Genomic DNA, 11,406 nt, shown 5'->3' with positions numbered 1-11,406 from the left:
GCCGGACCTTCCCCCCGGCGCCGTGCCGCCCCCGGCGCCCCCGGCCGGCGGCGCTTCCGACGCGTCCGACGGGCTTCGACACAGGCCCACGCCCAGGCTTCCACCCAGGCCCCCACGGCTGCGCCGCCTGTCCGGGCGAAGCGGGGGCCGCTCCGCGGCGTCGTGTACCTCCGATTGTCGCAGTTCGGGCAACGGAAGAGCCCGGCGCGTTCAAGCACGCGACCCAAGCAGGAGCGGCAGACGTGCGGGACGGGCCGCCAGCCGTCGTCGCCCGCCGGCGGTGGCGTGGAACCCACGAAGGTCAGCGGTCCCGTGGCGCGCCTGGCCTCGGTCAGCATCGCTTCCGCGGCGGACGCGACCTGACGGTGACGCGCCGGCCGGATGGCGCCGTCACGTTCGACGGCCAGCTTCACATCACGGAGCGCGAGACTGGGCCGGCCGCCTTTGGCGTTCCTGACCTTCGCCACCTCGCGGTCGCTGTCGTAACACGAGACTCAGAAGCGATTTCGGACCATGCGCCCGCTTGTGCGGCGCCCGGCGGGGCGATGGCAGCGCTCGCAAGTGTCCCGCAAAGCTTCCGCCAAGGCAAAGCGACCCCCACCCGGACGGCCAGCGTGCGCAGCGCCAGTCGGACAGGTCAGGCACGGGTGCAAGCGTTCTCCCGGTTTGGGCCGCCTCTCATGTGCCGCGTCCCAGCGCTGGGCACAGCCCGCGCGGCTCAGCCAAGACGCGCTCAGGCGAGTGCAGGGGATCAGTTCGATTCGCCGGGGTGCGCCGGCCGATCGTTCCTAGGCCGCCAGGATGGAAAACAACTCGCCTTGCACGCCCGAGGGACGCGGGTGCCGCGCGCCCTGCTCCGCCCTAGCGAGACCCCTGACGGGCCGCCGCGAAACGAAGGGGGAGATGATACCGCCATGAGGGCTGGCGCCGCTTCGTTCGTGGAGCGGTAGGCTCAGTTGCGGATGCGAGCTGGAGCCCGACCACCGGATATCCCTACCGGCGCCTCGATCTGGGGCAGGGATGGGGGTAGAACCAGCAGTTATCTGCATGCTTCACGCAAAATCAGACATTTACTGCCAGTTGCTGGCGGAGAGGGTGGGATTCGAACCCACGGTACAGTTGCCCGTACTTCGGTTTTCGAGACCGACCCGTTCGACCGCTCCGGCACCTCTCCGCGGTCGGGTGCAGCCGTATAAATGGGCGGTCGCCAGGGCGCAACGGCGCCGTTGACGGCTTTCCCGCGGCGCGTCTATATCCCCCGCCTTCGCGCCGCCGCCAGCGGTGGCCGGGCGCGGCCGTCAACCATCACCGTTCGAGCCGTGCGGGGCGATGCCCGCGAGGGCGCGGCTTCGGCAGGCACCACCATTCGGGGTCCACTATGACGTTCGCAGTGATCCGCACCGGCGGCAAGCAGTACAGGGTGACGCCCAATAGCGTGCTGAAGGTCGAGAAGCTGGAGGCCGAGGCCGGCGCGACCGTGACCTTCCACGACGTGCTCGCGGTGGGCTCCGAGGGCGGCGGCCTCACGCTCGGCGCGCCGACCGTGCCGGGCGCCAGCGTTTCGGCGACGGTGCTGGAGCAGGCGCGCGGCGAGAAGATCATCGTTTTCAAGAAGAAGCGGCGGCAGAACTACCGGCGGAAGCGCGGCCACAAGCAGCACCTCACCGTGCTGCGGATCGGCGACATCGCCACCGCCTGAGCAGGAGAGCACCCCACCATGGCGCACAAGAAGGCCGGCGGTTCCTCCCGGAACGGCCGCGACTCCGCCGGCAAGCGGCTCGGCGTGAAGAAGTACGGCGGCGAGAAGGTGCTGGCCGGCAACATCATCGTCACCCAGCGCGGCACCAAGATGCTGCCCGGCCGCAACGTCGGCGTGGGCCGCACGCACTCGCTGCACGCCCGCGTGGACGGCTTCGTGAAGTTCGAGCGCAAGGCCGAGGGCCGCGTGCAGGTGAGCGTGGTGCCGGCGGAAGCGCCCGCCGTGGCGCCGGAGGCGCAGGCCGCCGAGTGACGCGGCCCGCCGACGCGCGGCGACGGACGGTTTGACGGGGGCCGGAAGGCCCCCGTTCGCGTTTCGGGGGCGGTGCCATGAAGTTCCTCGACGAAGCCAAGGTGTGGGTGAAGGCGGGCGACGGCGGCGACGGCGTGGTCGCCTTCCGGCGCGAGAAGTTCATCGAGTTCGGCGGCCCCGACGGCGGCAACGGCGGCCGGGGCGGGGACGTGGTCGCGGAGGCGGTCGAGGGCCTCAACACCCTGATCGACTACCGCTACGCGCAGCACTTCAAGGCGCGCAAGGGCGGCAACGGCTCCGGCTCCGACCGCACGGGCGCCGGCAGCGACGACGTCGTGCTCAGGGTGCCGGTCGGCACCCAGATCCTGGCCGAAGACAAGGAAACCCTGCTGGCCGACCTGGACGCGCCCGGCAAGCGCGCGGTGATCGCCCGCGGCGGCGACGGCGGCCACGGCAACGCCCACTACAAGACCAGCACCAACCGCGCCCCGCGCCGCGCCGACAAGGGCTGGCCGGGCGAGGAGCGCTGGATCTGGCTCCGCCTCAAGCTGATCGCCGACGCCGGGCTGGTCGGGCTGCCCAACGCCGGCAAGTCCACCTTCCTGTCCGTGGTGTCGGCCGCCCGCCCCAAGATCGCGGATTACCCCTTCACCACGCTGCACCCGCAACTCGGCGTCGTGCGCCTGAGCGCGACGGAGGAGTTCGTGCTGGCCGACATCCCTGGCCTGATCGAGGGCGCGCACGAGGGCGCGGGCCTCGGCGACCGCTTCCTCGGCCACGTGGAGCGCTGCGCCGTGCTGCTGCATCTGGTGGATGGCGCGCAGCCGGACCCGGTCGCCGCGTGGCGGACCGTGCGGGCGGAGCTCGCGGGCTACGGCGGCGGACTCGCGGAGAAGCCGGAACTCGTCGCGCTCAACAAGGCCGACGCGATGACGCCCCAAGCCCGGTCCAGCCGGCGCAAGGCGCTGGAACGGGCGGTGGGGCGGCCCGTCCACCTCATCTCGGGCGCCACCAGGGAGGGGGTGCCGGAGCTGCTCCGCGCGCTGTTCCGGGTGGTGGCGGAGCACCGCTCCGGGGCCGTCGCGGCCGTCGCGGCGGGGTGACCCTCGCCGTCGCGGGAGGTGACATTCCCGCGCGCCGCGCATCGCCGGGAGGCGGTCGGCGTTCATCTCGGTGGCGGTCCGGCCTCACGGGCCGCCGTCGAGGAGGCGTCCCCTTGCAGCACACGCCCCGGCCATCCCGGCGGCCCCTCCTGTTCGGCGCCGCCTCCTTGGCTGCGCTGCCGGCCGCGCGGGGCGCGGCGGCGGCCGCCGACCCCGCTTCGGCCCAGCGCCGCCTGGAGCGATGGGCCGACCTGCAAGCCGCGCTGTTCGGCGGCCGCGTGACCGAACGCGCGGAGGGCGGCGCGCTGGAGCTGGCGGTGCCGCGGCGGGCGGTGGACGCGGCGTCGGTGCCGGTGTCGGTCGCGGTCATGCCGCACCTCGCGGCGCGGCTGCGCGCGCTGTGGCTCGTCGTGGACGAGAACCCGGCGCCGTTGGCGGTGCACGCGGAACCGGGGCCGGCGGCGGGCGGCCTCCGCGGCTTCTTCACGGTGTTGCGGGTGGACGCGCACGGCCTGGTCCACGCCGTCGCCGAAACCGAGGACGGGCGGTTGCTGGAGGCGTCGGCCTTCGTGGAGGCGTCGCGCGGCTTCTCCGCGCCGCTGAACACCGACTTCCACGCCGCGCGCGACGGCCTGGGCCGCATGCGCCTCGGCCTGCCGGAGGGCCCGCCGGCGGCGGGGCGCGCCGTGCCGGTCCAGCTCACGGTCAACCACCCAAACACCACCGGCATGCAGCTCGACCACCGCACGCGCAAGGCGCTGCCGGTGTCCTTCCTGAGCGAGGTGGAGGTGCGTTACCGCGGCGCGGCGGCGCTGCGCGTGGAGGCGGAAACCTCCGTCGCCGAGGACCCGGTCTTCGGCTTCACGCTCGCCGGCGAGCCGGGCGGCGAGTTGCGGGTGGAGGCGGAGGACAGCGACGGCCGGCGCTTCCGCGGCGCCTGGACGCTCGGCGCCACGGGGTAGGCCGGAGCCCGAGTCAGGTCATCGGCACCGCGACGTGGGCGCGGTAGCCCGCATGGCGATCGTGCAGCCGCGCGCGGTAGGCTTCGAGGCCCGGCATCGCGGCGCGCTCCACCGGCAGTTCGAACCAGCGGTGCAGGAAGGGGCCGATGCAGACGTCGGCCAGCGAGAAGCCGCCCGCGATGTATTCACGGCCTCCGAGCTGCCGGTCGAGGATGGCCCAGCACGCTTCCGCCTCGTCGCGGGCGCGGGCCGCCGCGGCGTGATCGCGCTTGTCCTCCGGCGTGCGCACGTAGGTCCAGAACAGGGGCGTCATCGGCGGGTTGAGGGTGGCGAGCAGCCAGTCCATCCAGCGCTCCACGTTTCCGCGGGCGCGGGGCTCCGCCGGGTGGACGGCGTGGCCGGGCGCGCGGGTCGCCACCAGGTAGCGCAGGATGCTGTGGCTTTCCCACAGCGTGTAGCCGTCCGGCTCCTCGATGGTGGGCACGCGGCTGTTGGGGTTCATCGCCAGGTAGAAGGGCTCGCGCGTCTTGCCGAAGGCGCCGCCGGCGTCCACGCGCTCGTGGGCGATGCCGAGCTCGTCGCAGAGCCAGAGCACCTTCATCACGTTGCTCGAATTGGCGCGGCCCCAGATCTTGAGCATCGGCGGTGCGTCTCCCCTGCGGAGCGGGGAGGGTACCGCCGGGCCGCCGGTGGTCCAGGCGCAGCCGGAGGCGTCAGGCGGCCCGCTGCCCCTCCAGCCGCTCCGGCTCGCGCGCGCTCCACACCGTCATCGCCACGTACTCCACCGGGTCGTGGGTGCAGAACACGGCCATCGAGGCTTCCCGGCTGGCGACCAGCTCGCGCAGGCGCGCCTGGTTGGCGCGGGCTAGGTCGGCGTTCCAGGCCATCAGGCGCTCGTAGGCCAGAGCGCCCAGCGGAGGCGCCTTCACCCCGCCGCTCGACGGCGGGTGCATCTCGGCGCGGTTGAAGTAGGCGTCCGCCGCGTGCAGCACCCAGCCGCGCGGGCCTTCGATGGCGACGCCCGCGTGGCCCGGCGTGTGGCCGGGGAGGGGGACGAGCAGGATCTCGGGCGGCAGGTTGTCGAGTTGCACCACGGCGTCGAAGCCGAACCATCGCCCGCCGGCGCGGTCCGGGTAGGTGTGCCAGCGGGAGGTGTCGCCCCACTGCGCCGGGCGGTAGCGCACGCGGTCGATTGTGGTGCGCCGCCGCTTCGCGGCCACCGCTTCCGCTTCCATCAGGTGGACCCGGGCGTGCGGGAAGTCGATCAGGCCGCCGGCGTGGTCGAAGTCGAGGTGCGTCATGACGATGTGGCGCACGTCGCGGGGCGAGAAGCCCAGGCGCTTGAGGTGGCGGAGCGCGGTACGGTCCGGGTCGAAGCGGAAGCGCAGCGCCCCGGCGTTCAGCGCCGGGAGCCGCGGCCAGGGCCGGACCATGTCGCGGAGGCCGAGGCCGGTGTCGACCAGGACGATCCCCTCGTGGTCGGTCTCGATCGCGAGGCAGTGGCAGGTGAGGCGGCCGACCAAGCCGGGGCTGACGCCGTCCATGAGGGCGCCGCCGAAGGGGCGCATGGGGCCGCAGTCGAGGTGGTGGATGCGCATGCCGGGGCAACGGGCGGTCGCCGCGCGGGTTGCGCGGGGGCGACCGGGCGGGCGAAACAGGGCGCGCATGGCCATCGCCGTCCTCCTCGCGTTGCTCGCAGCGGCCGCCCCAGTCTTCGCGCGGCTGAGCGAAGACCTTTGGGGGCTGGCGCCCTGCGAATTGTGCCTGTGGCAGCGCTGGCCGTACTGGGCGGCGGCGGGCTTCGCGCTGGCGGCGGCGGCACTCCCCCGGGCCCGCCGGCCTTTGCTGGCGCTGGCGGGGGCGGCGGTGCTCGCCTCCGGGGCCGTCGCCGGCTTCCACATGGGCGTGGAGGCGGGCTGGTGGCCTTCGCCGCTGGCGGGCTGCCAAGCCGCGGTGTCGCCAGTGGCCGGCGGCGGGATCGAGGACCTGTTGCGCTCGATGCCGGCGGCGCCGTCCAAGCCCTGCGACGCGCCCACCTACCTCGTGCCCGGCCTGCCGCTCTCCATGGCGGGGATGAACCTGCTCTACGCGCTTGGCCTCGGCGGCTTCGTCCTCATCTGGGCAACCAGAGGAGCGACGACGAAGCGATGACCCACCAGACCGGCGACGGGCGGCTGCCCGGCGACCCCACCCCGCGCGAGATCGTGCACCGGACCATCCGCGTGGACCACGCGGGCGAGTACGGCGCCAAGCGCATCTACCAGGGCCAGATCGCGGTGCTGCGCGGCACCAAATGGGAGCCGCTGCTGCGCCACATGCAGGAGCAGGAGCAGGAGCACCTCGACACCTTCACCCGCCTGATCGCCAAGCGCCGGGTGCGGCCGACGGCGTTGCTGCCCTTGTGGCACGTCGCCGGCTTCGCCCTCGGCGCCGCCACGGCCGCGCTCGGCCACCGCGGCGCCATGGCCTGCACCGTCGCGGTGGAGGAGGCGATCGACGAGCATTACCAGGCCCAGGAAGCGGCGCTGGGCGAGGACGAGGCGGAGCTGAAGGGCCGCATCGCCAAGTTCCGCGCCGACGAGCTGGAGCACCGGGACATCGGCCTGGAGAACGAGGCGGAGCTGACGCCGGCCTACCGGCTGCTTTCCGCCGTCATCAAGGCCGGCTGCCGGGTGGCGATCAAGGTGAGCGAACGGGTGTGACCTGATGAACGAGGGGGCGGCGAAGGGGCCGGCGGCGGCGGAGGTGCTGCCGCTGCCGGAGGCGGATGCGGAAACGGCGGCCTCCGTGAAGGATTGGCTGGAGCGCTTCGCCGCCTGCGTGCGCGCGGTGGACTACGCCGCCGCCCGGCCCTTCTGGCACCCGGACATCGTCATCTTCGGCACTTACCAAGAGCTGGTGAGAGGCCTGCCGGCTTGGGAAGAGACCCAGTGGGACAACGTCTGGCCCCGCACGGAGGGCTTCGCCTTCCTGCTGGACGAAACGGTGGTGCTGGCCTCGCCGAACACCGGCATGGCCGTGGCCATCGCGCCGTGGACCAGCACCGGGTTCCACCGGGACGGGACGCGCTTCGACCGGCCGGGGCGGTCGACTCTGGTGTTGCAGCGTCAGGCGGACGGGCGGTGGCTAGGCGTGCATTCGCACATGTCGCTGGCGCGGGGCGTGCCGCAGGAGAGCTTCGGCGGAAGGCAGGTCAAGGCGACATGACGGCAACGGCGCCGCTTCAGCTCTCCAGTTCCGCGTCCCAGTACAAGTAATCCCGCCAGCTCTGGTGCAGGTAGTTCGGCGGGAAACCCCGCCCGTTCTCCTGCAACTCCCAGCTCGTCGGCTGCCGCGGCGCCGTGCGCGGGTGCATGTGGCACTCGCGAGGCAGGCGGTTGCCCTTGCGGAGGTTGCAAGGGCCGCAGGCGGTGCAGACGTTGTTCCAGGTCGTGCGCCCGCCGCGGGAGCGCGGCACCACGTGATCGAAGGTGAGGTCCTGGGTCGGCCGGCCTTCGCCGCAGTACTGGCACTCGAAGCGGTCGCGCAGGAACACGTTGAACCGGGTGAAGGCCGGCTTCCGCGCCGCCGGGATGTATTCCTTGAGCGCGATCACCGAGGGCAGGCGCATGGACAGGCTGGGCGAGCGGACCTCGGTTTCGTACTCGTTCAGCACCGAGACGCGATCCAGGAACACGGCCTTCACCGCGTCCTGCCAGCACCAGAGCGACAACGGGAAATAGGACAGCGGGCGGAAGTCCGCGTTCAGCACCAGCGCCGGGAAGGTCTGGCCTCCCACACCCACAGAACCGAGTCCGCCGTCCGGCAAGCGCCTCTTCTCCTTACGGGCGCGTCACCAAGCCTTGGGGCTCTCAACCGTGCAGAAGCCCCATATGCTGTGGCACCGCCGCTCTCGTGTGCATTCTTGCCCCTGCCGATGCGGCCGCGCAAGCGCCGGGGCGCGCGTGTCGCGGGAAGATCATGCGCTCGGCGTCCCGAAGGCGCGCCGCAAGGTTGACACGCCCGCGGCGAGCCCGGTCTCATCGATGGTGTGGTCGAGGCCCGGGATGTAGAGCGCTTCCACCGGGACGCCCGCGCCGCGCAAGGCCGCTTCGGCGGCGCGACTCGCCGCGACGGGCACCACCCCGTCCGCCTCGCCATGCACGAGCAGCACCGGCGGCGGCGGTTTGCGCGCCGCGGCGACGACCTCCGCGGCGAGCGACTCGGGCGACTCGAGCAGCGCGCCGGAGTAGGCGAGGATCGCGGCCGGCGGTTCGGCCATCCGGAGCCCGGTGTGCAGCGCCATCATCGCGCCTTGGCTGAATCCGACCAGCGCCAGGGCGGAGGCGGGGAGGGACAGGCGCGCCAGCTCCCCTTCCACGAAGGCGCGGAGGGCGGGCGCCGCGGCCCGGACCCCCGCTGCGAGGCGTGCCGGGCTGCGGTCCTGCAAGGAGAACCACTGCCGCCCGAAGGGTGCCATGTCGCAGGGGGAGGGCGCGTCGGGGGCGACAAAGGCGGCGTCCGGCAGCGCTTCCGACAACACCGGCGCGAGGCCGATGAGGTCGGACCCGTCCGCGCCGACGCCGTGCAGCAACACCACCAGATGCCGCGCCTGCCCGCCCGAGCGCGGCGGCAACCGTGGCCCGTCCAATCCCACCATCCCGGTTCGTGCTCCCCGTTCTTGCCCCTTCGGCGGCCCCCCGCTACCCGGGCGGGCGCATGGCCGCAACCGGTCGTCCCCTGCCGTCGCCGCCCACCGGCGCGGTCACGCGATTCGCGCCGAGCCCCACGGGGCTGCTGCACCTCGGGCACGCTCATTCGGCGCTGTTCGGCCACGCGCTCGCCCGTCGCGCCGGCGGGCGCTTCCTGTTGCGGATCGAGGACATCGACGCGTCGCGCTGCCGGCCGGAACACGCCGCCGCGATCGAGGAGGACCTCGCTTGGCTCGGCCTCGCCTGGGAGCTGCCGGTGCGGCGGCAATCGGGGCACATGGGCGAGTACCGGGCGGCGCTGGACCGCCTGGCGGCGCGGGGGCTGCTGTATCCATGCTTCTGCACCCGGGCGGAGATCGCGCGGGAGGTCGCGGCGGCGGGCCACGCGCCGCACGGGCCGGAGGGGCCGCCCTATCCCGGCACCTGCCGCCGCCTTTCCCCGGCCGGACGCGAAACGCGGCTCGGGCGCGGCGACCCGCACGCGCTCCGCCTCGACATGGCGGCGGCGCTGGCCGAGGCGCCGCCGGCGGGCGGCTTCTCCTTCGAGGAACTGGGCCGAGGCCGGCTCCCCGCCGACCCCGCGCCCTTCGGAGACGTGGTGCTGGCCCGCAAGGATGTGCCCGCGAGCTACCACCTCTGCGTCTGCCATGACGACGCGGCGCAAGGCGTCACGGTGGTGACGCGCGGCGAGGACCTCAAGCCGGCCACGGCGCTGCACCGGCTGCTGCAAACGCTCCTGGGCTGGCCGGAGCCGCTATACGCCCACCACCCGCTGCTGGCGGACGCCGCCGGGCGGCGCTTGGCCAAGCGGGACGGCGCCCCTTCGATCCGGTCGCTGCGTGAGCGCGGGCATGGTCCGGCCGCCGTGCGGGCAATGGCGGGCTTCCCCGACCGGGGCTGATGCGCTGCACTACCCATATCTGCCGCGCCCACGCATGGAAGGTGCCAGCCAGCATGTCGGACTCCGTCGACCCCGAGAACCTCCGCGTCACCGACAACGTCTACACCGCCGGTCGCGACGCCTTCGAAGCCGGCGCCTCGGTGTTGGAGAATCCCTGGCCGGGGACCGGCCACATCGGGCGCGCCTGGTTCGCCGGTTGGCTGGACGCGCTGGGCGACCGGTCGGACGGCGGACGGCGCGCGGCCCGCGCCTACCCGCACCTCGTCGCCGACGACCGGGCGGAGCTGTTCTGAACGGCCCCGCCTTGCCCGGGCGGCCTTCGTTGCTTTAGAGGAACCCTGACGGAATTCGGCGGGACCAAACGCGCATGACGGTTGAGACCTTCTTCGAGGACCTCCAGCTCGGCCAGAAGGCCAGCTTCGGCAAGACCGTCACCGAGTCCGACGTCGTGCTGTTCGCCGCCGTCACCGGCGACACCAACCCGATGCACCTCAACGCCGAATACGCCAAGGACACCATCTTCGGCGAGCGCATCGCCCACGGGATGCTGGCGGCCGGGCTCATCACCAAGGTGCTGGGCACGCAACTCCCGGGGCCGGGCACCATCTACCTGTCGCAATCGCTCAAGTTCCGGGCGCCGGTGCGGATCGGCCAGACCGTCACCGCGACGGTGGAGGTGGTGGCGCTGCACCCGGAGCGGCACCGGGCGACGCTCCGCACGGTGTGCGTCGTGGAAGGCGAGCCGGTGCTCGAAGGCGAGGCCTACGTGTCGGTGCCCGCCCGGCCGCGGGCGGCGCGGGACGCCGCTTGATGCCGGCGCGGCAGGGGACGACGCCGCGCGGCACGGCCGGGCCCTAGGCGCGTGGCGGCGGCGGGACCGCGAATCGTCGAGGGCTGGCAAGGGCTGCCGTCGGACCTGCGCGGCGCCACGGTGGCGCTCGGCAACATGGACGGCGTCCACCTCGGCCACGTCGCCGTGTTGCGGGCGGCGCACGCGGCGCGGCCGTCGGCCCCCCTCGCGGCCCTCACCTTCGAGCCGCACCCGCGCGAGCATTTCCGGCCGGAAGACCCGCCCTTCCGCTTGACCTTGCTGCCCGCCAAGGCGCGGGCGCTGGGCGCAGCGGGGGCGGCCGTGGTCCAAGTCGTGCCCTTCGACGCGGCGCTGGCGGCCATGCCGGCGGAGGCGTTCGTGGAGGCGGTGCTGCACCGGGGCCTGGGCGCCATCCACCTCGCCTGCGGCGCCGACTTCGCCTTCGGCCACCGCCGGGGCGGCGACGCCGGCACGCTCGCGGCCATGGCGGAAGCGCGCGGCATCGGCCTGACCGTGGTGCCGCCGGTGGTGGACGCGCAGGGCCCGATCTCCTCCACCCGCATCCGCCGCGCCTTGCAGGACGGCTACCCCGAGCGGGCGGCGGCGATGCTGGGACGGCCCTGGGAAGTCCGGGGAGAGGTGGTGCACGGCGACAAGCTCGGCCGCGAGTTGGGCTGGCCCACGGCGAACCTGTGGATGCGGCGCTTGGTGGAGCCGGCGCGGGGAGTCTACGCCGTGACTGTGGCGTTGCCGGACGGGCGCGAAGCCCAGGGCGTGGCCAACATCGGCCGCCGCCCGACGCTCGGCGGCGACCCGGAAACGCGGTTGGAGGTCCACGTCTTCGGCTTTTCCGGCGACCTCTACGGCCGGGAGATCGGCGTGCGGCTGGTGCGCTTCCTCCGGCCGGACGCGCGCTTCGGCGGGCTG

Annotated in this window: 15 protein-coding genes and 1 tRNA gene; 11 read left to right on the top strand and 5 right to left on the bottom strand. The window is 73.5% G+C overall.

Translation table 11 applies throughout. The annotated features are described in order from the left end of the window. Positions 1-1,084 precede the first annotated feature (1,084 nt). A tRNA-Ser gene (locus tag ABD067_RS15830) sits at positions 1,085-1,174 on the bottom strand. A gap of 204 nt (positions 1,175-1,378) precedes the next feature. On the opposite strand from ABD067_RS15830, the gene rplU reads away from it, so the two are divergent. The 4 genes from rplU to ABD067_RS15810 all read left to right on the top strand — a co-directional run bounded on the left by rplU (position 1,379) and on the right by ABD067_RS15810 (position 4,076). After that, positions 1,379-1,699, top strand: a complete 321-nt coding sequence (gene rplU / locus ABD067_RS15825) for a 50S ribosomal protein L21 (RefSeq protein WP_343896315.1) — start codon at positions 1,379-1,381, stop codon at positions 1,697-1,699. Positions 1,700-1,717: 18 nt separating this feature from the next. Beyond that, the gene (rpmA, locus tag ABD067_RS15820) at positions 1,718-2,011 is read left to right on the top strand and encodes a 50S ribosomal protein L27 (protein WP_343896314.1); all 294 of its coding nucleotides are present in this window, start codon (positions 1,718-1,720) and stop codon (positions 2,009-2,011) included. 77 nt (positions 2,012-2,088) lie between these two features. Then, a complete protein-coding gene (gene obgE / locus ABD067_RS15815) occupies positions 2,089-3,114 on the top strand; it encodes a GTPase ObgE (protein ID WP_343896313.1) in 1,026 nt (341 codons plus the stop codon). 113 nt (positions 3,115-3,227) lie between these two features. Beyond that, positions 3,228-4,076, top strand: coding sequence for a quinoprotein dehydrogenase-associated SoxYZ-like carrier (locus ABD067_RS15810; RefSeq protein ID WP_343896312.1), 849 nt, complete (start codon positions 3,228-3,230; stop codon positions 4,074-4,076). Positions 4,077-4,089: 13 nt separating this feature from the next. Here the strand turns inward: ABD067_RS15810 and ABD067_RS15805 are convergent, their stop codons facing one another. Together ABD067_RS15805 and ABD067_RS15800 are read right to left on the bottom strand one after the other, a co-directional pair. Further along, on the bottom strand, positions 4,090-4,716 hold the full coding sequence (locus tag ABD067_RS15805; RefSeq protein ID WP_343896311.1) for a glutathione S-transferase family protein: 627 nt from the start codon (positions 4,714-4,716) through the stop codon (positions 4,090-4,092). A 73-nt stretch (positions 4,717-4,789) separates the two neighbouring features. Next, on the bottom strand, positions 4,790-5,674 hold the full coding sequence (locus ABD067_RS15800) for an MBL fold metallo-hydrolase (RefSeq protein ID WP_343896310.1): 885 nt from the start codon (positions 5,672-5,674) through the stop codon (positions 4,790-4,792). A 67-nt stretch (positions 5,675-5,741) separates the two neighbouring features. On the opposite strand from ABD067_RS15800, the gene ABD067_RS15795 reads away from it, so the two are divergent. From ABD067_RS15795 to ABD067_RS15785, 3 genes are read left to right on the top strand one after another with little or no spacing between them, the layout of a single operon-like run. Further along, positions 5,742-6,227 carry a disulfide bond formation protein B gene (locus ABD067_RS15795; RefSeq protein ID WP_343896309.1) on the top strand — a complete coding sequence of 162 codons (486 nt, stop codon included), beginning with the start codon at positions 5,742-5,744 and terminating at the stop codon, positions 6,225-6,227. Further along, on the top strand, positions 6,224-6,778 hold the full coding sequence (locus ABD067_RS15790) for a demethoxyubiquinone hydroxylase family protein (RefSeq protein WP_343896307.1): 555 nt from the start codon (positions 6,224-6,226) through the stop codon (positions 6,776-6,778). Before ABD067_RS15795 ends, ABD067_RS15790 begins: the two co-directional genes overlap by 4 nt. Positions 6,779-6,782: 4 nt before the next feature. Continuing rightward, positions 6,783-7,283 carry a YybH family protein gene (locus tag ABD067_RS15785; RefSeq protein ID WP_343896306.1) on the top strand — a complete coding sequence of 167 codons (501 nt, stop codon included), beginning with the start codon at positions 6,783-6,785 and terminating at the stop codon, positions 7,281-7,283. A 16-nt stretch (positions 7,284-7,299) separates the two neighbouring features. Here the strand turns inward: ABD067_RS15785 and ABD067_RS15780 are convergent, their stop codons facing one another. Then, positions 7,300-7,884: an HNH endonuclease gene (locus ABD067_RS15780; protein ID WP_343896305.1), complete on the bottom strand. Its 585-nt coding sequence runs from the start codon at positions 7,882-7,884 to the stop codon at positions 7,300-7,302. Between the two features lie 150 nt (positions 7,885-8,034). Continuing rightward, the gene (locus ABD067_RS15775) at positions 8,035-8,715 is read right to left on the bottom strand and encodes an alpha/beta hydrolase (RefSeq protein WP_343896304.1); all 681 of its coding nucleotides are present in this window, start codon (positions 8,713-8,715) and stop codon (positions 8,035-8,037) included. Between the two features lie 59 nt (positions 8,716-8,774). On the opposite strand from ABD067_RS15775, the gene gluQRS reads away from it, so the two are divergent. From gluQRS to ribF, 4 genes are all read left to right on the top strand, one after another. Next, positions 8,775-9,668: a tRNA glutamyl-Q(34) synthetase GluQRS gene (gene gluQRS / locus ABD067_RS15770; protein WP_343896303.1), complete on the top strand. Its 894-nt coding sequence runs from the start codon at positions 8,775-8,777 to the stop codon at positions 9,666-9,668. A 53-nt stretch (positions 9,669-9,721) separates the two neighbouring features. Next, a complete protein-coding gene (locus ABD067_RS15765; RefSeq protein WP_343896302.1) occupies positions 9,722-9,961 on the top strand; it encodes a hypothetical protein in 240 nt (79 codons plus the stop codon). Between the two features lie 74 nt (positions 9,962-10,035). After that, a complete protein-coding gene (locus tag ABD067_RS15760) occupies positions 10,036-10,479 on the top strand; it encodes a MaoC family dehydratase (RefSeq protein WP_343896301.1) in 444 nt (147 codons plus the stop codon). A 51-nt stretch (positions 10,480-10,530) separates the two neighbouring features. Then, the coding region (ribF, locus tag ABD067_RS15755) for a riboflavin biosynthesis protein RibF (RefSeq protein ID WP_343896300.1) at positions 10,531-11,406 on the top strand (876 nt) is incomplete at its 3' end.

It is taken from the genome of Craurococcus roseus, assembly GCF_039523795.1.
In the GTDB taxonomy this organism is placed as follows: domain Bacteria; phylum Pseudomonadota; class Alphaproteobacteria; order Acetobacterales; family Acetobacteraceae; genus Craurococcus; species Craurococcus roseus.
This window is presented reverse-complemented; position numbering and strand designations above follow the sequence as displayed.